The sequence below is a fragment of the Collinsella aerofaciens genome, assembly GCF_015554145.1.
Taxonomy (GTDB): domain Bacteria; phylum Actinomycetota; class Coriobacteriia; order Coriobacteriales; family Coriobacteriaceae; genus Collinsella; species Collinsella aerofaciens_AA.
This window is the reverse complement of record NZ_JADNHZ010000028.1, coordinates 1-23891: the sequence shown is the minus strand read 5'-3', so window position 1 is coordinate 23891 and position 23891 is coordinate 1. Positions and strand designations below refer to the sequence as shown.

Annotated in this window: 20 protein-coding genes and 1 riboswitch; of the genes, 8 read left to right on the top strand and 12 right to left on the bottom strand. The window is 59.6% G+C overall.

What is annotated here, in order from left to right; all coding sequences use genetic code 11:
- The first annotated feature begins 412 nt into the window (after positions 1–412).
- The 3 genes from I2E13_RS09965 to I2E13_RS09955 all read left to right on the top strand — a co-directional run bounded on the left by I2E13_RS09965 (position 413) and on the right by I2E13_RS09955 (position 3579).
- Entirely contained in the window at positions 413–982 is a 570-nt protein-coding gene (locus tag I2E13_RS09965) for a hypothetical protein (RefSeq protein WP_117773926.1), read from the top strand.
- A gap of 106 nt (positions 983–1088) precedes the next feature.
- The gene (locus I2E13_RS09960; protein WP_195404995.1) at positions 1089–2840 is read left to right on the top strand and encodes an ABC transporter ATP-binding protein; all 1752 of its coding nucleotides are present in this window, start codon (positions 1089–1091) and stop codon (positions 2838–2840) included.
- The gene (locus tag I2E13_RS09955; protein ID WP_117862329.1) at positions 2833–3579 is read left to right on the top strand and encodes an energy-coupling factor transporter transmembrane component T family protein; all 747 of its coding nucleotides are present in this window, start codon (positions 2833–2835) and stop codon (positions 3577–3579) included. The genes I2E13_RS09960 and I2E13_RS09955 overlap by 8 nt, the downstream gene beginning before the upstream one ends.
- 127 nt (positions 3580–3706) lie before the next feature.
- Here the strand turns inward: I2E13_RS09955 and I2E13_RS09950 are convergent, their stop codons facing one another.
- Complete coding sequence (locus tag I2E13_RS09950; RefSeq protein ID WP_229057931.1) at positions 3707–4453, bottom strand: aspartate/glutamate racemase family protein; 747 nt, start codon at positions 4451–4453, stop codon at positions 3707–3709.
- An 84-nt stretch (positions 4454–4537) separates the two neighbouring features.
- Positions 4538–5794, bottom strand: a complete 1257-nt coding sequence (locus I2E13_RS09945) for a carboxylate--amine ligase (protein ID WP_195404993.1) — start codon at positions 5792–5794, stop codon at positions 4538–4540.
- 224 nt (positions 5795–6018) lie between these two features.
- On the opposite strand from I2E13_RS09945, the gene I2E13_RS09940 reads away from it, so the two are divergent.
- Both I2E13_RS09940 and I2E13_RS09935 read left to right on the top strand, forming a co-directional pair.
- Positions 6019–6651, top strand: a complete 633-nt coding sequence (locus tag I2E13_RS09940) for an MOSC domain-containing protein (protein ID WP_271817639.1) — start codon at positions 6019–6021, stop codon at positions 6649–6651.
- A 233-nt stretch (positions 6652–6884) separates the two neighbouring features.
- Positions 6885–8018, top strand: a complete 1134-nt coding sequence (locus I2E13_RS09935; protein ID WP_195404992.1) for a coiled-coil domain-containing protein — start codon at positions 6885–6887, stop codon at positions 8016–8018.
- A gap of 37 nt (positions 8019–8055) precedes the next feature.
- Here I2E13_RS09935 and I2E13_RS09930 read toward each other — a convergent pair whose 3' ends face one another.
- The 5 genes from I2E13_RS09930 to I2E13_RS09910 form a co-directional block, all read right to left on the bottom strand.
- A complete protein-coding gene (locus I2E13_RS09930; protein WP_195404991.1) occupies positions 8056–9435 on the bottom strand; it encodes a serine/threonine protein kinase in 1380 nt (459 codons plus the stop codon).
- A gap of 98 nt (positions 9436–9533) precedes the next feature.
- Positions 9534–9956 carry an XRE family transcriptional regulator gene (locus tag I2E13_RS09925; RefSeq protein ID WP_195404990.1) on the bottom strand — a complete coding sequence of 141 codons (423 nt, stop codon included), beginning with the start codon at positions 9954–9956 and terminating at the stop codon, positions 9534–9536.
- Between the two features lie 32 nt (positions 9957–9988).
- Entirely contained in the window at positions 9989–10432 is a 444-nt protein-coding gene (locus tag I2E13_RS09920; RefSeq protein ID WP_195404989.1) for an FxLYD domain-containing protein, read from the bottom strand.
- Positions 10433–10596: 164 nt separating this feature from the next.
- Positions 10597–10920, bottom strand: coding sequence for a hypothetical protein (locus I2E13_RS09915; protein ID WP_195404988.1), 324 nt, complete (start codon positions 10918–10920; stop codon positions 10597–10599).
- 2 nt (positions 10921–10922) lie between these two features.
- Positions 10923–12110 (bottom strand): amidohydrolase, encoded by a 1188-nt coding sequence (locus I2E13_RS09910; RefSeq protein WP_195404987.1) that lies wholly within the window; start codon positions 12108–12110, stop codon positions 10923–10925.
- A 145-nt stretch (positions 12111–12255) separates the two neighbouring features.
- A riboswitch (Lysine riboswitch) is annotated at positions 12256–12424 on the top strand.
- A gap of 65 nt (positions 12425–12489) precedes the next feature.
- Here I2E13_RS09910 and dapA point away from each other — a divergent pair.
- The 3 genes from dapA to dapD are packed head-to-tail and all read left to right on the top strand — an operon-like array spanning position 12490 to position 16291.
- Positions 12490–14799, top strand: a complete 2310-nt coding sequence (gene dapA, locus I2E13_RS09905; RefSeq protein WP_195404986.1) for a 4-hydroxy-tetrahydrodipicolinate synthase — start codon at positions 12490–12492, stop codon at positions 14797–14799.
- Positions 14792–15532, top strand: coding sequence for a 4-hydroxy-tetrahydrodipicolinate reductase (gene dapB / locus I2E13_RS09900; protein ID WP_195404985.1), 741 nt, complete (start codon positions 14792–14794; stop codon positions 15530–15532). The genes dapA and dapB overlap by 8 nt, the downstream gene beginning before the upstream one ends.
- 39 nt (positions 15533–15571) lie before the next feature.
- Positions 15572–16291: a 2,3,4,5-tetrahydropyridine-2,6-dicarboxylate N-acetyltransferase gene (dapD, locus tag I2E13_RS09895; RefSeq protein WP_148332713.1), complete on the top strand. Its 720-nt coding sequence runs from the start codon at positions 15572–15574 to the stop codon at positions 16289–16291.
- Between the two features lie 295 nt (positions 16292–16586).
- Here the strand turns inward: dapD and I2E13_RS09890 are convergent, their stop codons facing one another.
- The 5 genes from I2E13_RS09890 to I2E13_RS09870 form a co-directional block, all read right to left on the bottom strand.
- Complete coding sequence (locus I2E13_RS09890) at positions 16587–17591, bottom strand: nucleoid-associated protein (protein ID WP_022094136.1); 1005 nt, start codon at positions 17589–17591, stop codon at positions 16587–16589.
- 111 nt (positions 17592–17702) lie between these two features.
- The gene (locus I2E13_RS09885) at positions 17703–18863 is read right to left on the bottom strand and encodes an Mbeg1-like protein (protein WP_195404984.1); all 1161 of its coding nucleotides are present in this window, start codon (positions 18861–18863) and stop codon (positions 17703–17705) included.
- A gap of 115 nt (positions 18864–18978) precedes the next feature.
- Positions 18979–19929: an L-lactate dehydrogenase gene (locus I2E13_RS09880; RefSeq protein ID WP_089573042.1), complete on the bottom strand. Its 951-nt coding sequence runs from the start codon at positions 19927–19929 to the stop codon at positions 18979–18981.
- Positions 19930–20130: 201 nt separating this feature from the next.
- Positions 20131–21294, bottom strand: coding sequence for a pyridoxal phosphate-dependent aminotransferase (locus I2E13_RS09875; RefSeq protein ID WP_195404983.1), 1164 nt, complete (start codon positions 21292–21294; stop codon positions 20131–20133).
- A 117-nt stretch (positions 21295–21411) separates the two neighbouring features.
- Entirely contained in the window at positions 21412–23412 is a 2001-nt protein-coding gene (locus tag I2E13_RS09870) for an NAD(+) synthase (RefSeq protein ID WP_195404982.1), read from the bottom strand.
- Positions 23413–23891 lie beyond the last annotated feature (479 nt).

The following is a 23891-nucleotide window of genomic DNA, read 5'->3' as shown; positions in this document are numbered from 1 at the left end:
CGGATTCGCGCCTCAGGACTCAGCGCAACGCGTTGCGCTGAGTCCTGAGCCTGTTGCAATGAAGATGAGAATCAAGGCGGGAAACCCGCCTGAAATCTTTTTAAAAAAGATTTCCCCGCACACACTTCGCTGTGCTATAGTGCAGCGCAACAGCAACTAGGTGCGACCGCGCCACGGCATCACGAAAGGAGCCACCAACATGAAGAACACGATGAACTCTCTCAACAACTGGTGGTGGCGTGATGCGAATACGATCGGTCGACAGTGAGTCCCTCACGCCTGTTTTTTAGCTCTAGGTGATTGGAAGGCCTCCGGTTTCGACCGGGGGCCTTTTTCTATCTCGAGCCCGATCGCATTCGCATCACGCGCCTCCGCTTTTCTCTTGCACTCCCATTCCGAAAGGATTTTCACCATGTCTCAGAACACCGCCGCCCAGCCCCGCACCGTCCAGACCGCCGACCGCGGCAAACTCGATGTCCGCGCCCTCGTCCTGCTCGCCATCCTGCTCGCCGCCGGCTTCATCCTCAACTTCACCGTCGGCAAGGCAATCTCGGGCATCTCGGGCGGCATGATCAGCCCCGAGTTCATCATCTCGGCCTTCTGCCTCACCATCCTGGTCGTTCGCCCCAACATCGGCCAGGCGCTCGTCATTGGCCTCATCTCGGCTGCCGTGATCCAGATCACCACCACTTCGCCGTTCGTCGATTTTGCCGCCGAGGGCATCGCCGCCATGCTCATGGCCGGCATCGTCAACGCCGCCGGCAAGAACGGTCAGGTCAAGCCTGCCGTCGCCATCGTCGCTACCTTCGTGACCACCTTTGTCTCCGGCGTCATCTTCATGGTTATCAAGATGGCCATGCTTGGCGTGGTCGGCGAGCTCGCCGCCGCTATGCTGCCCGTCGTCGCCATGACCGCCGTCTTTAACGCCATTCTGGTCGGCGCCCTCTATCTGCCCATTCAGAAGGCCCTGAAGCTCAACTAACCCACAGTGTCCCATCGGTAAAGACTGTCCCAAACAACTAGCTCTTGGGGACGTTCTTTAACGACTAGTCATGTAAGAACGTCCCCAACGACTATGAAAGGTATTCATGGAAACGATCATCAGCGTCGATGACGTCTCGTTCTCATATGGCAGCGCACCCGAGCCCGCGCTCGCCCACGTGTCGTTTAATGTGCATCAGGGCGATTTCATCGGCATTATCGGTCCTTCGGGCACCGGCAAGTCCACACTTGCCGCCTGCCTCTCGGGCGCCGTGCCTCACCACTACACCGGCACCTTTTTTGGCTCCGTCACCGTGGACGGCCACGACACCTGCGAGGTCTCGCTCACCGATGTATCGCAGATCGTCGGCAGCGTGCTGCAGGATATCGACACGCAAATGGTCGCCTCGGTCGTCGAGGACGAGATGCTCTTTGGCCTCGAGAACTTTGGCGTCCCCCATGACCAGATCGAGCAGCGCGTGAGCGAAACGCTCGAGACCGTCGGCATCAGCGACCTGCGCGACCGCGAGATTGCCACCCTCTCGGGCGGACAGAAGCAAAAGGTAGCCATCGCCGCCATTCTCGCTATGCGTCCGCGCGTCTTGGTTCTCGACGAGCCCACCGCGGCACTCGACCCTGCCAGCTCCACGCTGGTCTTCGAGACGCTGCGTGAGGCAAACCGCGCACTTGGAATCACCATCGTCGTCGTTGAGCAAAAGGTCGCCCTGCTCTCGGAGTACTGCAACCGCGTGCTCGTGCTCAACCATGGCGAAATCGCGCTGCAGGGCGAACCACACGAGGTCTTCGCGCATACCGACGAGCTCCGTGCCATCGGCGTCGACTGCCCTCGCGTCACGCGTATCTTCAATAGCCTCGAGGCCGATGGCCTGGTAAGCGGTACCCCTTGCTTGGATGTCGATGAGGCCGAGCGCCTGATTTCGGGCATTGTCGACCCCGCACACGCGGCCAGCGAAGCCCAGGCGCCCGCCGGCTCCCCGCATGCACCGTCGTTGCGCCCGCACGCCAAGGACGCCGAGCCCGTGCTCACCTTCGATCACGTTGAGTTTGCCTATCCCAATGGCGGCGCCGCCGTACACGACCTCAACCTGACCCTCTATCCCGGCGAGCTCGTGGGCATCGTCGGCCAGAACGGTGCCGGCAAGACCACGCTCACCAAGCTGCTCACAGGCCTGCTTAAGCCCGCCTCGGGCAGCGTGCGCGTTACGGGGCTGGACACCGCAGCCGTTCCCACGAGCCGCATCGCCCGCGAAGTCGCAACCCTCTTCCAAAACCCCGACCGCCAGATCTGCAAGGATACCGTACTCGACGAGGTCGCTTTTGGCCTGGAGCTTGCCGGCATCGACCGTGCCGAGGCTCTGCGTCGTGCTCAACTTGTTATCGACCGCTTTGGCCTGCCTGCCGATGAGGCACCTTTCTCGCTTTCGCGCGGCCAGCGACAAATGGTGGCGCTTGCCTCCGTCGTAGTGGTTGAGCCCAAGATCGTCGTGCTCGACGAGCCCACGAGCGGCCTTGATTACCGCGAGTGCATGACCGTCATGGAAACAGTGCGCACCATGGCCGAGCGCGGTTGCGCCGTGATTATGGTCTGCCACGATATGGAAGTCGTCTCGGATTTTGCCGAGCGTATCGTAGTAATGGCCGACGGTCGCATCCTCGGCCGCGGCCGCACGCACGAGCTATTCTCGAACATCGATCTCATGCGGCGTGCCTACGTGGAGCCTCCCCAGGTTATTGAACTCTCGCGCCGTCTGGCATCTTCCGTCTCGCCCGCTTTTGCGCAGGTGAGCGAGGTCACCGATGTCGTTCGAATTACCAAGGAGATGGTCCGCCGTGGTTAACGTCATCGACTACATGCCGGGCGATACGCTACTGCATCGCCTGAACCCCGTCGTCAAACTGGGCCTCGCCGCCGCCATCATCGTCGGCATCTTCTTGTCCGACACCTACGTGGCGCTGCTGGGCTTTTTGGCACTCACCCTTGCGCTGGGTGCCTATGCCGGTGTCGTCGACCGTCTGTTCTCGCTGCTCAAGTTGCTGATTCCGCTCGCGCTTATCATGCTGGTGCTCCAGCTGGCCTTTATGCGCGATGGCAACGTTGTGTGGGGCTTTATCACCGACACGGGCCTCATCACAGGATCGAAGGCCTGTCTGCGCCTGCTGGGTGTGGCGTTACCGCTCATCCTCATGCTCATAGTGACCAAGCTCAACGACCTTGCCAACGCCTGCGTCGAGGTGCTGCACGTGCCGTATCGCTATGCCTTCACCTTTACCACGGCGCTACGCTTTGTGCCGGTGTTTGGTCAGGAGATGAACGCCATCATGGAAGCGCAGACCGCACGCGGCGTCGAGTACGACACCAAGAACCCCATCAAGAAGCTTAAGCTCATGCTGCCACTGTGCGTGCCACTGCTCATCTCGAGCGTGGGCAAGACCGATGCCACAGCCTTGGCGGCAGAACAGCGCGGCTTCTATCTGCGTACACGCGCCAGCTCGTACAAGCGCTACCCCATCAAAGGCCTGGACATCGCCGTGCTCATCGTCAGCATCGCCCTCATCGCCATCGGCTTCCTGTTCTAGTTCGCCACCGGCAGCAACCGCCCAACGCAAAAGGCCTCGGCTCACACCAAACGAGCCGAGGCCTTTACTGTTTCCCCAGATAATACCTACCAAAAATAAACCTGCCCCTTTTTTGGCAGATCGAGGGCTATTGGCGGTAGGGGGCGCCGCTGCGGATGACGGATTCGCGCACCAAGACGTCCATGGCGTCGAGGGTGATCTCGGGCATCTCTCGGTACTTTTGCAGCACCGATAGCTCGGTGCAGGCCAGAATGACGCGGTCGCAGCCGCTACGGGCGAACTCCCACATCACGCGGTCGAACTTATCCATATCGGGCTCACGTCCGGCCTTCACATCATCGTAGATAAGCGACATCACATCGTTCTGACGTTTCTCGCTGGGATAGACGACCTCAACACCCGCAGCCTTACATTCGCGGCCGTAGACGCCCGCGCCCACGGTGCCATCGGTGCCCATGATGCCGATCTTATGCACCGGCTCGGCCGGCATACTCAGGTTGGGGTCGAATTCGCACTCCCCCATCACCGCACCCGCAAGGGCATAACGAACCGACTCACGCGGCATGTGGATAATCGGCACCTTCGTAAACGACTGGATCTGGTCGTAGAAGTAGTGCGACGTGTTGCAGGGAATCGCTATGTGCGCGCAGTCCAGCGACTCGAGCGCTTGGGCGCACTCCTTCATGGTCGCCAGCAGCTTAGCATGCTCGCCGGTCTTAATGGCCAGCGTGCGGTCGGGCATGGTCGACTTGGAGAGCACCACCATGTCGATATGTTCCTGATCGCAGGCAGCAGCCGTATGACGCACCACCTGGTCGTAGTAATACGACGTGGCCTCGGCGCCCATGCCGCCGATAACTCCCAGCTTTTCCATCGCCGCCTCCTTGGTGACGCTTGCGCAATTGCGCGTATCATACCCGCGCCCGCCCGATGCAAACCGGACGGGCGCCGCGCTCATCTACTTGTAATACGTCTTGAACAGCTTAAAGTGGCGCAGCTTGGTGTGCCACATGCGCAGCCAGCGGTTAAAGACAAAGTCGCCCTTCATAAACGAAGGGTCGGCGCCCTTACCTTCCTTGTCCAGGCGATGCACCTTAGCGCGCAGCTTGGGATCCTTGACGTACTTGTCGACGACGCCCATGGGGACGACCATCCACAGGGCCTCGTCCTGAGCCGTCACAAACTCCGGCTCAAACGGGCGGTTGAACACATACTCGTCCACCACATACTTGGCAACGTTAAAGCCGCTGTTGGTAACGTAGTAGTTGCTGCGGCCCTGGCGCGTGTTGAAATCGAAGAACTTAAACGAGCCGTCGCGCTCGTCGTACTTAATGTCAAAGTTGGAATAGCCCACAAAGTGAAGGTCCTCGAGCAACTTGCGCACGCCGCCCATGAGCTCGTCGTTGGGCTCGGTAATGATACAGGCATGGTTGCCGACACCGTGGGGCTGATGCTCCTCGAGCAGCACATGGCCCAGGCACATCATGCGCACCTTGCCGTTGCGGTCGGAATAGCTGGTGAGCACGCGCATGTACTCGTCGTTGCCGGGCACGCGGTCCTGCAAGATCAGATCGTCGGTGTAGCCGCTGGCATACGAATCGTGAATGACCTGTTCCAGCTCGGCGCGGTCGGCAATCTCATAGGCCTTCTTCTGGCCCTCAAATTCGTGCTGCCACCACATGATGCCGTCAGAAGGCTTCAGAATCATCGGGTAAGGAAAATCGATCTGGTCGAGCACTTCGGCAGGCGCCTCACCCTGAGCATTGAGCATCGCCTTGGTAAAGGTAAACGTGTGCGGATAGGGCACGCCATGTTTCTCGCACAGCTCGTAAAAGATCTCCTTCTTCTGGCACTGCTCGAGCATGCTGTAGGGCGCGTAGGGAGCGACGATGTTATCCGCCAGCTCATGGGCATCCTTGGCCTGAGCCACGAGGGCAACATAGTTATCGCCACAGCCCACAAGGACAATCGTCTTATCGGCATGCGCTTGGGCAATGCCGTTGACGGTTTTGAGCATCACGGGCATGGTGTCGATATCCACGTTGGGCGTGTAGTCGATAATCTGACTGCGGTACGCGGGACCCGTCTGATACTTGCCAAAGACCAGACTCTTGACCTGGTACTCCTCGTAGAAGGCGCGCGCCACCGAATAGGCGTTGATGTCGCCACCGAGCAGCACGGGAATGAACTCGCGCTCTGTAAATTGCAATGCCATGGAAACTTCCTATCATGAGAACTGCCCACACAACGGGCGGTCTTTGCGCAACTGATTTATTCTAGCGTGCCAAGCCGCCGGCGCCCAAAGCTCCACCGTATCTATGGCAATCGACGTAATCGTCCAGCACGAAGACGGCGCTCACCGTTGTATGACAATGGGCAATGAACCTACCGTTGTTGTAGGATTCAGCGTATTGACATCTTCGAGCGAAAGGCGCACACGTGCCCCAAGACCATCCGACCGATAATCCCATCCTCAATGCCGCGAGGCGCGAGCTGGCGGAACGTGCGAAAGCGACCGCTCCCCTGTGCACGGCAAACGACACCTACAACGGACCCGCCCGCATCGTCTCGATCAACACGTCGGCACACAAGGGCACGCGCAAGTCGCCCGTCGCCGATGGACACGACACCGTTATAGAGCAATTTGGCCTCGCCTCCGACGCACACGCCGGGCATTGGCACCGTCAGGTTTCCTTTTTGGCCGCAGAGTCCATCCAGACGGCGCAGGCCCGCGGACTCGATGTGCGCAAGGGTGACTTCGGAGAGAACTTCACAACCCGGGGCATCAACCTGCTCTCGCTCCCCTTGGGCACACAGCTCAAGCTTGGCAGCGAGGTGCTTGTCGAAATCAGCCAAATCGGCAAGGTCTGCCACACCCGCTGTGCCATCTACTATCTCGCCGGCGACTGCATCTTTCCCCACGAGGGCGTTTTTGGCGTGGTACTAAAGGGCGGAGAGGTCTACGCCGGCGACGATATCCAGGTAATCAAACTCGGCGACGGCACCTGTTCGTTCACCCCCGCCGAGGCCCTCGAAGAGATTGAGCAGGCTCGTCTCGAAGGAACCCTGTAGTTGCAAAACCCCACGTGAGGGCAACTTTTACAGCCAAAAACCCTCACAAACAGGGTTCCGTAACGTTAAAGTTGAACTCTATGGTTTCTCAACAATTCATCATAACTGCAGGTCAAAGCCAAAGCCTCAAGTTCAACTTGACCCTTTGGAACCTTTAAGGTTCAAGTTGAGGTCGAAAGCAGTAGTAGAATACCGTTCGAACCATAACCTACGATTGATTGCAGAGGGACTGGATGCAGCATTCGAATCATCGCACCGCAGCGCTCATTGCGTCGAAGCCGGCTCGTATCATCACGAGCGCCGCGCTCGCCGTTGCGCTGACGGCCACGCCGATGCTCTCCCCCGTTGCGGCGTATGCCGCCTCGCGGGCAACGCAGGACCAGCTTTCCGCAGCCCAGCAGAAGATCGAAGCCGCCACGAGCGCCTACAACGACGCCCGCACCAAACTCGATGACCTGCAAAAGCAGATTGACTCCAATGAGGCGAGCATCGAGGAAATCGAGGCTAAGCTTCCCGAGCAGCAGGCCAAGGCAAGCTCTGCCATGCGCGATCTGTACAAGTATCAGAAGGGCACTAATCCCATCGTGAGCTTCCTGGTCAACGCGCAGAGCCTGGGTGAGTTCATCACGACCTGCAAATACACCAACCAGATCACGAGCTCGAGCGTCGACGAGATCGAAGAGCTCAATAACATGCAAACCGAACTCGAGCAGAACAAGGCCGAGCTCCAGCAGGCCAAGTCTCAGCTTGAGGCAGAGCAGAAAAACGCAGAGGATGCGCTGGCGCAGGCCCAGCAGCTCCGCAGCGAGGCACAGGAAAAAGCCGAGCAGGAAAATGCCGCCGAGCTTGCCAAGCTTGAGGCCGATAAGGCCGCTGCCGCCGAAAAGCTCTCGGGCGAGGGCGTAAGCGGCAGCAATTCCAGCAGCCAGGCCACCAACACCAACACCACCATCGACACCACGGTGAACAACTCCAATACCGGTAGCTCCGATTACGATTCGTTCATTAATGAGTGGACGGGCCGCATCGACAATTATCTCGCCGGCTCCCCCATGGCAGGCCAGGGCTACAACTTTGCCGTCGCCGCTTGGAATACCGGTGTCGACCCCCGTTGGTCCCCCGCCATCGCCTGCATCGAGAGCACCAAGGGTGCTTATTGCGCCAATTCTTATAACGCCTGGGGCTGGAGTGCACGTGGCGGCGGTTGGCGCAGCTTTGGCAGCTGGAGCGAGGGCATCTCCGCTCACGTTGCCTATCTGGGCGCCAACTACGGCTCCACCCTTACCCCGGCTGCGGCCAAAAAGTACTGCCCGCCCACGTGGCAGGACTGGTACAACAAAGTCGCCGCTCAGATGAACCGCATCTAAGTACAACTGCAAAGGGCCCCATTGGGGCCCTTTCCTTTTAGGTAGCGGAGGTATCGACGACGCCGGTCGCATTGGCAACCGCAACTATGACGATCATGCACAGGAGCAGCACACCCAATGCCTTGAGCCAGAGTTTCGCGAGTTTCTTGCCGCGATAGCTATCGAGCAATGCGAATCGCCGACGAAGACGGCGCTTATCGAGCAGCGCAAAATGCATAAGCACCATAAGGCCGTCGACAAAGAAAAAATACTCGATTATGAGAAGCCACGTCGGGTAGCTTTGGTTTGCTCCGGTGGGGTGAAAGACGGCAAAGTGACTTCCGGCAAAGAACACAAGCAGCGAGAAGCAGACGAGCGTATTCCAAATGCGCCCCAGAGACTCCGGAACGCGAGAGAGCAGACCGTATGCAGCGCAGGCGGCAGGCCTAGGAAGCCCTGCGGGGTTCTGGAGCCCTTGGGGCGTCAACACCGTCTCCGAGGCCGGAGTACGGACAGGCGCAGGCGCAGAAAGCCGCACGGGGCGACTCAGATCATATGCCGCGCGCGTCGCCCGTCCCAATGCTTCCGCACTCGCAAAACGCTTGGCCGGGTCGAGCGCCATCGACATGCAGACGGCATCGGCAAGTGGAGTGGGAATGCCACGCGCCTCGCATTGCTCGCGCATGTCGAGCCCTGGTTTAGGGTCGACTCCCGTCAAGCAGAAGAACAACAGGGCGCCAAGTGCGTAGACGTCGCTTCGCACGCTCGTCTGCCCAAACCCATACTGCTCGGGCGGCGCATAGGGCCGTGTCCCAAACTTGACGGTATCGGCATCGGCGCCATCGCGCCATACGCGCGCGATCCCTAGGTCGATAATCACCAGCGATGAAAATGTCAGGCCGTCATCAGGCGTATAGTTGGCACCTGTCACGATGATATTTGACGGCTTGATGTCGCGATGGATCACCGGCGCCGACGTCTCCCCCGCCATTGCAAAACCGGCGTGGAGCTCGCCCACGGCATCGCATAGGGCAGGATACAATTCACGCGCATAATCGGGGGTGGCTCCCAGACGGTCCACCAGCGCCCCGAGTGTCTCCCCTTCGATGTATTCCATAACCACGTTGAGCTCGTCGCCCACACGACGACAATCGACGATTCTGGGCAGGTGCTCAAAACGCCTGCCTGCCTGCTGAGCGACAAACAGACGCCCGTACGCCCCGCCGATTTGAGCCGAAGCATCGATGCGTTTACGGACAAAGGGGCCGAGCGAACCACCGCCGGTTCCTTCAAAGTACACGAGCTCGGTTGTTTCAACGGACGAGCGCTTAAGTACACGCTCCACGCGATAGCTGTCATCGCGATCGAGCGACGCCAAGTGCTCGGCAAGCGCTGCGGTCAGCTCGTCATCGGAATATGTTGGGGTCTGAGTTTCCATAGCCTCCATCATAGCGCAGGGCGCAGACACCCCATGGCATCTGCGCCCCGTTCGCTTGCATCGTTGTTCGGCAGCTCCACCGGCTCAGATATCAGCCGCTAACTCACCGTCTCCTCGCCAAAGCGATACAGCTCCTCGTTGACCTTTTGGAGGCTGCATCCGCGATCGATGCAAAAGATGATAATCGCATCACGGCGGTCCTTACAGTTAAGGACGCTTACCCCGGCAGCCGTCAGCGCACGGTTGGTCTCTTTGAGCGTCAGCGCCATCGCAAAGGCAATCTGCAGCACCTTATTGCGACTCGGATGACGCGCACCGGTAAAGATCTGATAGCCAAAGGTCTCATTGAGATCGGCCATACGAACCACGCGCGAGCGCTCCAAGCCCTTTTCCTGCAGCAGCTGCTTCAGGTAATCCGAAAGCGACGGGGCGACAAAGTCGTGTTCCTTGATATAGCCATCGATGTTTGGCGCGTCGAGAAGCTCATTGAGCAACTCTTCGGTTAGCTTTTTATCGGACACGCGGCTTCACCTCCCCCAGTGCATACAACATGCTAGAAACCGCTCACATCCGAGCGCTCCCAACTGGCGACCTGATCGGGAGACACCGTACCCAGCGCCTCGAACTTCCAGGAGCCGCCCGCCTTCAGATGATTGGTGTTTGCAAGAGCCGTTCCAACCTGGTTGCCATCGGCATCGTACAGAACATATTCAATCTGAATGTAGCTCTTTTCTTTGTCCGTGTTATTGGTCAGCGTGCCCGTGATCTTATAGGCAAACTGATTGGAAGTGTCTTCAGCCTCGTCAGCAATGGTATACGGTTCTTGCGGTTCTTTTTGCTCCTCAGCCCGCTGTGTCGCTTCGGCAGGTTCTGCCGAATCGCTCGCAGACGAATCGGTTGAGTTGTCGCCCATAGAGCCCACGGCACCGACAATAACCAGCACCACGATGATGCCTAGGACAATCTTGCCGATCGGCTTCTTTCCCTCTTTTGCCATTATTCATCCTTCCTACGATCCGGCTACCGTGCCGGCACACAGCACATCGTAGGAAGGATTGAACTTGAATTCATTAGCTGAGAGCTAAGGCTGCGGTAAACGGCCGATGCAGTTATCCAAACGCCGAGCAAACGCACTTTGCGCGACCGTCTGCCGGCAGTGCATCAACCCACCGTGACGGATTCCCCGGTAAAGGCACTGATCATCAACAGGACAAAGAACACCAGGTAGCTGACACTCAGCGGGTACGCAATGACCAGGAATACGACCCAGCCGACATTGGTTTTACCGTCGGCACGGCGTCGCTCGCGATTGCGGCAGAGCCAAATCGTCACACCAATGGCCACAATCAACAGCGCAAGTGCTGCCGCGGCCAGTCCAGCAAGCGCAAACATCACGCCAATGCTCACAGCAATATCCGGGAGGAGCAGCAAGCCGCACCCGCACCCACCCGGACTATACACGGCAGTCTGTCGGCGTCGTTCCATCGTCACTCCAAGTTAAGCAATCGTTTGTAGACATCGAGGCCTTTGAGCAGAATTTCCTCGTCGAAGAGCATGGTATCGGTATGCAGAGCGCTCGTGGCATAGGCGGGACAGCCATCCGAATCGCTCGGGTTTTCTTGTCCCTCTGGCACGCCCGTGCCCAGCAAGAAGAACACGCCCGGCAGGTGGCGCTGATAGAACGCGAAATCCTCGGCGATTAGCAGCGGCTCGTCCACAAGTTGCAGCTCGGACAAGGCAGGCGCAATGCAGGCAAACAGCTCGGGGTCGTTATCGACTGGCGGATAGCCCTCGGCAAAATCGAGATCGTACGTACAGCCCGTTGCGGCGCAGGCCTCGTCCAACACGCGCCGCACGCCCTCACGCGCACGGTCGAACATACCGTCCGTAAACACGCGCAGGCTGCCAGCCACATGGGCCTCCCCCGCCACCGCGTTGCAGACGGTGCCTGCCTGCAGCAGGCCGAACTTGCCAATGCAGGGCTCATCGGCACCCAGCTCATCCATCAGTTCGCGCTCGGCAACCAAGAACTTGGCAGCCGCCAGCGCCGCATCGTGCGACTCCTCGACCGGAACGCCATAGGTCTTAGCGATATGGATGCTCGTCCCGTGAATATGAATGTGTGTCTCACTCGAACGCGCCAGCAACGGACCGGAGCAGCTCGCCAACGTGCCGGCGGGCAGATCGGGCCACACATGGAAGCCGAAGATGCGATCCGCCCCGTAGCGCTCGAACACGCCGCTCTCGCACACCGTCTTGGCGCCACCGGTCGTTTCCTCGGCAGGCTGGAACACAAAAAGCACGTTGCGCTTAAGTGAACCCGGCTGCTCACGAATCGTGCGATCGACAAAGGTTGCCGCCGCAAGCGCCATGGCCATGTGCCCATCGTGTCCGCAAGCGTGCATCTTTCCGGAATGCGTCGAGGCAAAGGCCGCACCCGTCGCCTCCGCGATGGGCAGCGCGTCCATATCGGCGCGAATCGCCGTAGCATGCGCAGCGCCCGTGCCAGCGTCGAAGAAAGCACAAACACAGCTGGGGCAGGGATGGGTCACCTCGCAAGCGAGCGGTGCCAGCACGCCCTCGATATAGCCTATGGTTTGCGGAAGATCGAAATCGAGCTCCGGAATGCGATGCAGGTCGCGACGATAGCGACGAAGTTCTTGAAGCTCGGTCATAAAGGATCCTTTCATGGGGCATATCCATTTGCACAATATTGTGATGCAGAATTATGACGCCCTTATTTCTAGCATATCCCTGCATTTTTTAAACGTTATATACGAATACTCTTGTTTGGTAAAGTGCAACGTGGTAGGGTCGTTACCACTTGATAGAGGCGCGGGCACGAAGAGCCGCGGGCGAGTCGGCAGACTTTGACCCCGCGGGGAGGCGAAACCCGCCGAACTGGGTTTTTCGGGCACGAACAACCTGGTGGGCCCGCGGGAAACACCCGCAGGACTGTCTGCAGCAATGCGGGAGCGCTATCCGGACATTGGGTCCACGCTATGCGGGTTCGATGCGCAGGTAGCGCCGTCTGGATAGCGAGGTTTACGGGACATGGCATTGACCCCCAACGAAGCATATGCGGCCAAACAGCCGTTTGTGGACAAGGAAACGCTCGAGCATATCGTCGAGCAGTTCCCCACGCCGTTTCATCTATACGACGAGGCGGGCATCCGCCGCAACATGCAAGAAGTGCGCGACGCCTTTGCATGGAACCCGGGCTTTAAGGAATACTTTGCCGTCAAGGCCAACCCCAACCCAGCACTCATCTCCATTCTCAACGAATACGGCTGCGGCTGCGATTGCTCGAGCTATACCGAGCTCATGATCGCCCGCTCGCTGGGCATCACCGGCCACGACATCATGTTCTCGTCCAACGACACGCCGGCGGCCGACTTTGAGCTCGCCGACAAGTTGGGTGCCATCGTCAACTTTGACGACATCAGCCACATCAAGTTCTTTGAGCGCGTAGCGGGGCCCATCCCTAAGACGGTCAGTTGCCGCTTTAATCCGGGCGGCCTGTTCCAGCTCTCCAACGGCATCATGGATAACCCCGGCGACTCCAAGTACGGCATGACCACCGAGCAACTCTTCGAGGCCTTCCGCATGCTTAAGGCCAAGGGCGCCGAGCGCTTTGGCATCCACGCATTCCTTGCCAGCAACACCGTCACCAACGACTACTACCCCAAGCTCGCGCGCATCCTCTTTGAGCTTGCCGTGCGCCTGGAGCGCGAGACCGGCGCACACGTCGCCTTCATCAATCTGTCCGGCGGCGTCGGTATCCCCTATCTGCCCGAGCAGCAGGCCAACGATATTCACGCCATCGGCGAGGGAGTGCACGCGGCATACGACGAGATTCTGGTTCCTGCCGGCATGGGCGATGTGGCCATCTGCACCGAGATGGGCCGTTTTATGATGGGCCCCTACGGCTGCCTGGTCACCAAGGCCATCCACGAGAAGCAGATCTACAAGAACTATATCGGCGTGGACGCCAGTGCCGTCGACCTCATTCGTCCCGCCATGTATGGCGCTTACCACCACATCACGGTGATGGGTCAGCCGGACGGTCCTGATAAAACCGCAGCCCCCGTCACAAACACGTACGACATCACGGGCAATCTGTGCGAGAACAATGACAAGTTCGCCATCGACCGCGAGCTGCCGCATATCGACATGGGTGATGTGCTCGTGATTCACGACACCGGCGCGCATGGCTACTCCATGGGCTACAACTACAACGGCCGCCTGCGCTCCGCCGAGGTCCTGCTGCGCCCCGATGGCTCGGCCGACCTCATCCGACGCGCCGAGCGCCCGGGCGATTACTTTGCCACGCTCGACGTGCTGCCGTGCGGCCGCGAGCTGCTGGCCAAGTCGCGCGCCGAAAGTGCCCGCCGTCGCGCCCAAGACGAGCGCCTGGCAGTCGCAGCTCAATGGAACAAACGCATCCAGATCGCGGAGGCGAAGGAGAAGAACATGGATATCCGCAACCTCGAGGGCTCGATCGTCGCCCTCGTCACGCCGTTTAAAAAGGACGGCAGCGTCGACTTTGACGCGCTCGAGCGCCTTATCGATTTCCACTTGCAAAATGGCACCGACGCCATCCTCACCCTAGGCACCACTGGCGAGAGTGCCACGATGACCGATGACGAGGACAACTCCGTTGTCGCCGCAGTGGTCAAGCAGGTTGCGGGCCGCGTCCCCGTTATTGCCGGCTCGGGCTCCAACTCCACGCAGACCATGCTCACCAAGTCGCTCACCTACCAGGGCTTGGGCGCCGATGGTCTGCTGCTCATTACCCCCTACTACAACAAGTCTAACGAAGAGGGTATCTATCAGCACTTTAAGACCGTCGCCGACGCCGTGGACATCCCCTGCATTCTGTACAACATCCCTGGCCGCTGTGGCTGCGGCATCAGCGAGCGCAACGTAGAGCGCTTGGCCGCGCACCCCAACATCATGGGCATCAAGGAGGCCTCGGGCAACGTCGCCTACGCGGCCAAGATCGCCCACCTGCTATCCGATGACTTCCGCATGTACTCGGGCGAGGACGCGCTTACCGTGCCGCTCATGAGCCTGGGCGCCTCGGGCACCATCAGCGTGTGGGCCGATGTTCAGCCGCAGCTCGTGCACGACATGTGCCGCGCCTATCTGGACGGCGACGTGGAGCGCGCCCGCGATATCCAGATTGCCGGTCAGCCGCTCATCAATGCCCTCTTTAGCGAGGTCAACCCCATCCCCGTTAAGGAAGCGCTCGCTCAGATGGGTATGATCGAGGCAAACTACCGCATGCCGCTGTGCCCTATGGCAGACGACACGCGATCCGCACTTACCGATGCTCTGAAGGGAGCTGGTCTGCTTGATTAAGACCGTCATTATGGGAACGGGCCGCATGGGCTCGCTCATCCGCACCACCGCCGAAAGCATTGTCGATGCCGCCGGGCAGCCCGTTTTTGATATCGTGGCCCAGATTGGCTTCGATTTGAGCGAGCTCGAGAACGCACCGGCTGCCGATGTGATTATCGACTTCTCGAACGTCGCGACCTTCGACGCTGTCGTCGCCTATGTCGAGCGCACGGGCGCGGCGTTGGTCTCAGGCACCACAGGCTACACGCCCGATCAGATGGACCGCCTGCGCGAGCTGGGCCAGAACACCCGCGTTATGCACTCGGGCAATTACTCCATCGGCATCGCAGCCCTGCGTCATCTAGTGGCCCAGGCCACGCGTGAGCTGCCCGGCTTTGACTGCGAGATTGTCGAGACGCACCACAACCAAAAGGTCGACGCCCCCAGCGGCACTGCCAAGCTACTGCTCGATGCCGTCGTCGAAGCCGAGTCCGAGACAGGCTACCACCCCGTCTATGGCCGCGAGGGCATGTGCGGCGCGCGTGACCCCAAGGAGATCGGCATGCATTCGCTGCGCGGCGGCACCGTCGCCGGCGTGCACGAGGTGAGTTTCTTTGGCCAGGACGAGGAGGTCACGCTCATCCACCGCGCCACGAGCCGTCAGATCTTTGTCAACGGCGCCTTGGCAGCCGCGCAGAAGCTCGTCACCCGCGAACCCGGCTTCTATACGTTCGACCAGGTCATGTTTGCCTAATCAGGTATCAACCGAATCCACCCAAAGGAGAGATAGCAAATGAGCAACGCAGCCGAGATGGATGCACAGGAGATTATCAACTACATCGCCACCGCGCCCAAAAAGACGCCCGTCAAGCTGTACGTGCGCGAGAAGCCGGGCATGAAGGTCCAGTGGGGCAATGCACACGTCTACGGCGGTCGTCGCGGCAAGACCGTCTTTGGCGACTGGGACGAGCTCAAAGCCATCCTTGATGCCAATGCCGATTCCATCGATTACTACGATGTTGAAAACGACTGCCGCAACTCCGCCGTGCCCATGCTCGACCTTAAGGGCATCAACGCCCGCATCGAGCCGGGCGCGATCATCCGCGACCGCGTCGAGATTGGCGACCGTGCCGTCATCATGATGGGCGCCATCATCAACATCGGCTCCGTCATTGGCGAAGGCTCCATGATCGACATGGGCGCCGTGCTGGGCGGCCGCGCCACCGTGGGTAAGAACTGCCACATCGGCGCCGGCACCGTGCTGGCAGGCGTCGTTGAGCCCGCCAGTGCCACGCCCGTCATCATCGAGGACGATGTCATGATTGGCGCCAACGCCGTGGTCCTGGAGGGCGTGCGCGTGGGCAAGGGCGCTGTCGTTGCCGCCGGTGCCGTATGCGTCGAGGACGTCCCCGCCGGCGCCGTCGTGGCCGGTGTCCCCGCCCGCGTCATCAAGATGCGCGACGAGAAGACCGACAGCAAGACCGGCCTGGAAGAGGGCTTACGTCAACTTTAATAGTTACGCGGGTTTACCAACCCGCGTAACGGCTCGACGCTGCACCTTTGGTTCCGTCGTTCTAACGAACGACGGACCGGTCGACGCTACAAACGCCCCTAAGCGGCAATCTGACGTTCAATCGTCGGTCGCGTACCAAAGTACGCTTCCTTCCTCTTTCACGTCACCTTGCTCGCCATGGGGCGTTTTCGCTGACTTATGCTCAACCAGTAGCGAAATTAAGCCCCAAGTAAAAAGGCCGAAGCCCTCATCCGAGGCTTCGGCCTTCGCTTTCTCGCTGCAGGCGTAACGCAACTTATCGATTCTCGATGCTGCCGATATTCTTGAGCTCGATGGAGATGAGGCCGTTGGGCTCGTTGACAAACTCGATGTACTCGGAGTTCGAGCCCATCTCGGCCGGGAAGCTGATCTCGATACCCGTATCGGTACGAATCTTATGATTGCGCACCGCCGCGCGCTCGACCTGCTTGCGCTCCACGGGAACGCGCTCGGGAACCTTCTCCTCGGTCAGTGCCGCGCGCACACTTTCCTTGATGACCGGTTCGTCCTCAAAGACCTCATCGACGATATCCCAAGGCGGAAGCTCCTCGTCATCCTCGACCTTCTCGGCCACAGCGGCCTTAACCTTGGCGAGCGCCACGGCCGTGTTGGCGCCATGCTCCTCGGCGACTTCCTCGACCACACGCGTCACGGTGTCGATGACCTCCTTGCCAGATACGCCCGTGTCGCACTGCAGCAGGCCATCGGGGATAAGCATACGGTCTTCGCCGGCAATCTTGCGCTTCTTGTCTACGTAGCCGATCTCCATGGTGCTCGCGCGCACGATGGCATAGCTCGGCACCTTCTGCGAGGGGTTCGGCAGGATAGCGTAATGGCGCGCGATGTCGTTGCGCACCTCCCCCTCCTCGCGGCCCACTTCGTGCATAAAAGCCTGCTTGGAGCCCAGCAGCATCACGGCAAACCAGCGGGCATCCTCATCGTCGTCAAAATCGGCCACGAGCACGTCGGTGGACTCGGCTTTCTCGGCTTTGGTGAGCTCGGAGGAGATAAACTCCGCAATCTGCTGCGACAGGTCCACGAACTCACGCTCGCCAAAGAAATAGCCCTTGAGCTCGCCGCCAAACGCAGAGTTCTCGGCAAACGTGGCGCGTTTATTGTCGGCCGAGGTACGTGCGCGGCGCAGATGCGTGGTCACAAAGTTGCGCACGGTACGACTCTCGATATCGAGCTCGCGCTGGCTCATAACGTTGACGGCAGAGTCAAAGTCCAGGATATGCAGAATCGCGTGATTGATTTTCATATACGGCATTCCGTTCTAGATCGATTTCGGCACGAACCAGTATAGCGGTCGAGCCCTCCCCGAGTGCATCGAAGATTGGTGCATCGGGGACAGGTTGCTTTGCACCAATGGCTAGCGCAGAAGCTCGGACTGCCAAGCCTCGAGCTGTTCTGCCAGACTCTTACCGGCAGCGGACATGTCGATCTGGGGTCGTTTGGGCATCAGTGCGCACTTAAGGATTGCCACGATGGTCTGCGAGACAAAGCGTCGTGTATCCTTGTCGAAACCTTGCGCAGCCTGGAGCATCACGGGCAGGCTCTCGCGCAGATTCCCAGCGATATCCGCAAACCGCTCAGCACCCGTAGCCTCAAACACGGAGAACAATGCATCTACAAAACGCTCGCGCTCGGCAGGCCCCACTGCAAGCAGCATCTCGCGAATGGAGCCATCAACGTATCGAGCACCGGCGGACAGGCGCTCACAGTACACGAAGTCGCGACCATCAACCACCCAGCTAAAGGGATTGTGCTGCAGCAGGCTGAACTCGGTGCTCTCAACGATGGCATAGTCCTCCTGTGTCTCGAACATCATGCCAAAGATCGACGACCGAGGTAGCGTCTTATCGATGCGGCCGGAAAGATCGGCAAAGGCGTTGCCGTTCAGGAACTCCTCGACGAAGCCAGGACCATCATGGGAATACACCCGTTCGATTCGCTCACGGGCGACATCGGAGCACATCGCCGCACCGTACACCGCAAGGTTTCCACCCTTGGAATGACCTCCGCACAAAAGCGGCCCGTCAATCGCATCCGCCGCCTCGTCCACATAACGCGCCGCGGATTCCTGGGAGGGCACGGGACACCGGAACGCCATGTTGAAGTCCTCTTTCCAGCCCAAAATCGTGCTGTCGGTCCCCCGGAAGGAAAGATAGCTAAACCCCGCCGGAAACCGGAACGCCATGGCTGCAAACTGCTCTGTCGCCACCACATCGCTCACGGCACGATAGCCGCAAACGTGCACGCCACGGTAGCGAGGGCTTGCTGCCACGGCCTCCAACAAGGCCCTGCTCCCCTCTGGATCCCACAGGTCGCCAATCATGTCCCGGTAGCACTCGGCACGAAGCAGCTCGCGTACGTCTAGGCCCTGCCAGTTCGTCAGCTCCGCCATATCACCCGGCAAACGCAAATAGGACAACCACGCAAAGATCAGGCTATCCACCGCGCAGAACGACCGCTCCTCAAACGGATCAAACGCCGTCTGGGCATAGGTCAAAAAATTAGGCGAATCCGACATGGCCCTCCCATCAACTATGGTGCATTGGGGTCAGGTTACTTTGCACCAAAAAGGCGCCCGGGCCGTGTGGGCCCGGACGCCTTTCATTGTAGCCTGTTGCCCAAAAGAGCTGGATTTAGCAGGAGAAGTCGACGCTGTCGATGATGTCCTTGAGGGCCTTGGCGGAGGCGGTGAGCTCATGCTGCTCGTCATCGTTCAGCGGCACGGGGACGCGGCAGACAACGCCGTCGCGGCCAACGACGGTCGGCATGGAGATGGCAAGATCGGACAGGCCATACTCGCCCACCATGAGCGAGGAGACGGGCAGAACGGTCTGCTCGTCACGCATGACGGCAGTGCAAATGCGCTTGACGGCCATGGCGACGCCGTAGTAGGTAGCGTGCTTCTTCTCGATGATGGTGTAGGCGGAGTTCTTGACGTCCTCGGCGATGCGCTTCTCGGCAGCCTCATGCTCCAGATGACCGTGAAGCTCGCAGAAGGTGTTCAGCGGAACGCCGGCAACCTGAGCGCTGGACCAAGCAACGAACTCGGAGTCGCCGTGCTCACCCATGACATAGGCCTGGACATCGCGCGGGTCGACCTCAACGTGGGCACCAAGCATCTGCTGCAAACGACCGGTGTCGAGCACGGTACCGGAACCGATGACGTGGCCCTCGGGCAGGCCGGACATCTTGATGGCGGCGTAGGTCAGAACATCGACCGGGTTGGAGACGATGAGCAGAATGCCGTCGAAGCCGGACTTCTTAATCTCGGGGATAATGGACTTAAAGATGCTGACGTTCTTGTTGACCAGGTCCAGGCGAGTCTCACCGGGCTTCTGGGCAGCACCAGCGGTGACGACGATCATGGCGGCGTCGGCGACATCGGAATAATCGCCGGCGTAGATCTTCATCGGCTCGGCAAACGTCATGCCGTGCGCGATATCCAGGGCCTCACCCTCGGCGCGGTTCTTGTCCACGTCGATGAGGACCATCTCGGAGAACAGACCGCTCTGCATCAGCGCGAACGCCGAAGACGAACCGACGAAACCGCAGCCGACAATAGCGACCTTCTTCTCGTTAACCATTAGAAACTCCCATCTCTCTCCACAAGCAAGCCGCCCGGGAACGACCCGAGCGGCTTGCCGTAATCCCAATACATCCAATCGGGACTTTGATTATGCTCCTATTCGCAGCCAAAAATCGACCGTTTACCGAAATTGTTTGCAGAAATCGTAAAATAACTGCACGAAATCGGTTTCGAGCTATTGACGAGTCGAAACAGGTTTCTAATACAGGCCCGTCTCGCGAATGGCCTCGACAGCCAAAGCAATCTGGTCGGGCGGCAAGACCAGCGCCATGCGCACGTGCCCCTCGCCCGAAGGACCAAAGCTCGCGCCCGGCGTCACCACAACGCCGGCTTTCTCCATAAGCTCCTCGCAAAACGCCATGGAATCGGTGCGACCACCGGGAAGCTTGGCCCACACAAACATAGAGCCATGCGCGTTGGGACGCTCCCAGCCCAAGCCCTCAAGACCGTCGCACAGGGCATCGCGGCGCTCCTGGTACTTCAGACGCTGCGCCTCGACCTCATCGCGCGGACCGTTCAGGCAGGCGATGGCGGCCTTCTGGATCGGGAAGAACATACCGAAGTCGATCTGGCCGCGCAGCTTGGCAAAGGCAGAGACCACATCCTCGCGGCCGACCAAAAAGCCGATACGCGCACCGGTGACGTTAAACGACTTGGAGAGCGAGAAGAACTCAACGCCCACCTCGAGCGCGCCGGGATACTGCAAGAAGCTGCCGCCCGGCTCGCCGTCGAACACGATGTCGGAGTACGCGTTGTCGTGAACGATGAGCAGGTCGTGCTCGCGGGCGAAAGCGATGATCTCCTCGTAGACCTCGGGCGTGCCCACCGAGCCCACCGGGTTGGCGGGCAGCGACACAATCATGTACTTGGCACGATCGGCCACCTCGGGATCGATACCCGCCACATAGGGCAGGTAATTGTGCTCCGCCACCAGCGGATAGTACTCGAGCTTGGCATCGGCGATCTTGGCACCTGCCTCAAAGACCGGGTAGCACGGATCGGGAACCAGAATGGTGTCACCCGGATCGAGCAGGGCAAGGCCCAAATGGCCAACGCCCTCCTGCGTGCCGTTGCACGACTGCACCATAGACGGCGTAATGCCCGAAACGCCAAAGCGACGCTCGTAGTAATCGCACACGGCTTGCTTGAGTTCGGGCAGGTCGCGCAGGGCATACTTCCACATCTCGGGGTCCTGGGCCGCTTGCGTGAGCGCCTCGACCACGTGGTCGTACGGCTTAAAGTCGGGCGTGCCCACGCTCATGTTGTAAATGGTCTTGCCCTGAGCCTTCAGCGCAAGCAGTTTGTTGTTGAGCGAGGCGAAGACCTCCGCGCCAAAGCGGTCGAGACGCTGCGATGCCTGCATGGTGCCACCTTCCGATATGAAAAACGCGGCGCTCCGACAAGAGCGCCGCGCGATACGGGCCATCAGATTGCAAAAGTGTAACGCTTGCACCCGCTGTTTTGGTTCAATTTGGCAACCTTAGTCCATCGGATTGAGCGCGTCAATCTGGGCGAGCCACAGGCGCGAGCTGGCGTCACTCGGCATGCGCCAATCGCCGCGCGGGCTGAGCGTGACCGAACCCACCTTGGGGCCATCGGGCAGGCAGCTGCGCTTAAACTGCTGGGCAAAGAAGCGACGGTAGAACGTACGCAGCCACGTGTGAACGGTCTTGACGTCGTAGGCGCCCTCGAAGCTCTTGAGCGCCATGCGGTAGATCTTGCCCGGCTCAAAGCCAAAACGCAACAGGTAGTAGAGGAAGTAGTCGTGCAGCTCGTACGGACCCACCAAATCCTCGGTCTTCTGCGCAATCTCGCCGTCGCCCGTGGGCGGCAGAAGCTCGGGGGACACCGGCGTGTCGAGGATGTCGAGCAAGACCTCGGCAATACGCCCGCCAAAGACATCAGCCGCATAGCGCACCAGATGGCGCACAAGCGTCTTGGGCACGCTCGCGTTGACGGCATACATGCTCATATGGTCACCGTTATAGGTAGCCCAGCCGAGTGCCAGCTCCGACAGGTCGCCCGTGCCGATGACAAAGCCGCCAGCCTGATTGGCCAGATCCATCAGAATCTGCGTGCGCTCGCGGGCCTGGCTGTTCTCGTAGGTCACGTCCTGCACGGCCGAATCGTGCTCAATGTCCTTGAAGTGCTGCTCCACGGCCGCGTGGATCGAAACCTCGCGGAAGCTCACGCCAAGGTCGCGAGCGAGCGACTCGGCATTCGACTTGGTACGATGCGTCGTGCCAAAGCCGGGCATGGACACGGCAGTGATGCCTGTGCGCGGCAGCCCCAGCGCATCAAAGGCGCGCACGGTCACAAGCAGTGCCAACGTGGAGTCCAGGCCGCCCGAAAGACCGATGACAGCCGCCTTGGTACCCGTATGGGCAAGGCGGGTCTTGAGGCCCGCAGTCTGCAGGTCGAGGATGGTCTCGCAGCGCTCGGCCAGGTCGCCATGGTCGGCCGGCACAAAGGGCGCGCGCGGGAAAACGCGGTCGATATCGCAGGCATCGCGCAGGACAGGCTCTTCGGCCAACACACCCTCAAACGAAAACTCAACGGTCGTGTCCTCCGGCGCATCGTCCGCGCGTGTCCACGTCGTCGAGCGGCGGCGCTCGGCAACCAGGCGGTCAAGGTCAACATCGGCGACGGCCATGTCGCAGGTAAGCAGTTTGGTGGCGGCCAGCTTAGAGCCGTTTTCGTAGATCAGGTTCTCGCCCGCAAAGACCATGTCGGTCGTGGACTCGCCCTCGCTCGCATCGGCGTAGACATAGGCGCAGTACAGGCGCGCACTCTGATTGGAGATAAGGCTGCGGCGGTAATCCGCCTTGCCGATAATCTCGTCCGAGGCCGACGGGTTGAGAATCACCGTCGCACCGGCAAGCGCCATCTCGGTCGAAGGGGGTGCCGGCACCCACAGGTCCTCACAGACTTCAACGCCCAGCACCAGGTCCTCGGCGCCTTCATCACAGCAACGGTAGACAAGCCCCGAACCCAGCGGGACCGGACCCTGACCGGCAAATTCAACCCACACGGGATCCGCAGGCGCCGGAGCAAACCAACGGCGCTCATAGAACTCGCCATAGTTGGGCAGATACTTCTTGGCCGTGAGGCCCAAAAGCTCGCCCGCGCAGCACACGGCGGCGCAGTTGTAGATATTCTCGGCAACTGCAACGGGAAGACCGATGGTAAAGACGACCGGCAACTCACGGGTTTCATCAAGGATGTGCACAAGTGCCGCCTCGCAGGCATGCAGCAGTGTGCGGTTATGGAACAGATCGGCCGCGGTATAGCCGCACAGATTAAGCTCGGGCAACACCAACGCGCGAATGCCGCGCTCGGCAGCTCTGCGAACAGCTGCCAGCGCAACCTCGGCATTACCCTCGACATCGGCCACGCGAATCTGCGGCGACGCCGCCGCCACACGCAAAAAGCCATCGTTCTTATTAGCCGAAACGCAGCATTGCCTTGTTGATCTGGACACTGGAGGCCCCTTCTACCCTGAGATTCAGTCTAACGGACGTTCACATATCTCTAACTAGCCAAAGCAACCTCTCAGTTTACTGAGACGCCAACCTGTGCTAAGAGCATGTATTCCAAAAATATCTTTAATTAAAAAAGGAGAAATCGATAATCGACTTCTCCTTTAAGCGAGGCAAGTTAATTCCGAAACTAATGGCAGAATTTATCCATGTAGTCCTCAAAGTCGAACACTTCTACCACGACGCCCTCTTCCTGAGACTCTTTCAGTTGCTCCAAGAGATCTTTGTTAATAACGTCCATGCAGAAACCTCCTCTATCTAATCAATTGTAGTATATCTGCTTTCATGCAATTATCAACCAACTTGTTTAATTGCTCCTCGTTTGTCGATAGTCCCTCTTTTTTCCTTGATTCTCATCTTCATTGCAACAGGCTCAGGACTCAGCGCAACGCGTTGCGCTGAGTCCTGAGGCGCGAATCCG

Excerpts from the sequence above, each read along its gene's own strand:
- I2E13_RS09935 (WP_195404992.1), top strand. The coding sequence starts at position 6,885 with ATGCAGCATTCGAATCATCGCACCGCAGCGCTCATTGCGTCGAAGCCG.
- I2E13_RS09960 (WP_195404995.1), top strand. The coding sequence starts at position 1,089 with ATGGAAACGATCATCAGCGTCGATGACGTCTCGTTCTCATATGGCAGC.
- I2E13_RS09880 (WP_089573042.1), bottom strand. The coding sequence starts at position 19,929 with ATGGTTAACGAGAAGAAGGTCGCTATTGTCGGCTGCGGTTTCGTCGGT.
- I2E13_RS09920 (WP_195404989.1), bottom strand. The coding sequence starts at position 10,432 with ATGGCAAAAGAGGGAAAGAAGCCGATCGGCAAGATTGTCCTAGGCATC.
- I2E13_RS09930 (WP_195404991.1), bottom strand. The coding sequence starts at position 9,435 with ATGGAAACTCAGACCCCAACATATTCCGATGACGAGCTGACCGCAGCG.
- I2E13_RS09910 (WP_195404987.1), bottom strand. The coding sequence starts at position 12,110 with ATGACCGAGCTTCAAGAACTTCGTCGCTATCGTCGCGACCTGCATCGC.
- I2E13_RS09875 (WP_195404983.1), bottom strand. The coding sequence starts at position 21,294 with ATGCAGGCATCGCAGCGTCTCGACCGCTTTGGCGCGGAGGTCTTCGCC.
- I2E13_RS09885 (WP_195404984.1), bottom strand. The coding sequence starts at position 18,863 with ATGTCGGATTCGCCTAATTTTTTGACCTATGCCCAGACGGCGTTTGAT.
- dapD (WP_148332713.1), top strand. The coding sequence starts at position 15,572 with ATGAGCAACGCAGCCGAGATGGATGCACAGGAGATTATCAACTACATC.
- I2E13_RS09915 (WP_195404988.1), bottom strand. The coding sequence starts at position 10,920 with ATGGAACGACGCCGACAGACTGCCGTGTATAGTCCGGGTGGGTGCGGG.
- I2E13_RS09950 (WP_229057931.1), bottom strand. The coding sequence starts at position 4,453 with ATGGAAAAGCTGGGAGTTATCGGCGGCATGGGCGCCGAGGCCACGTCG.
- dapA (WP_195404986.1), top strand. The coding sequence starts at position 12,490 with ATGGCATTGACCCCCAACGAAGCATATGCGGCCAAACAGCCGTTTGTG.
- I2E13_RS09890 (WP_022094136.1), bottom strand. The coding sequence starts at position 17,591 with ATGAAAATCAATCACGCGATTCTGCATATCCTGGACTTTGACTCTGCC.
- I2E13_RS09965 (WP_117773926.1), top strand. The coding sequence starts at position 413 with ATGTCTCAGAACACCGCCGCCCAGCCCCGCACCGTCCAGACCGCCGAC.
- I2E13_RS09945 (WP_195404993.1), bottom strand. The coding sequence starts at position 5,794 with ATGGCATTGCAATTTACAGAGCGCGAGTTCATTCCCGTGCTGCTCGGT.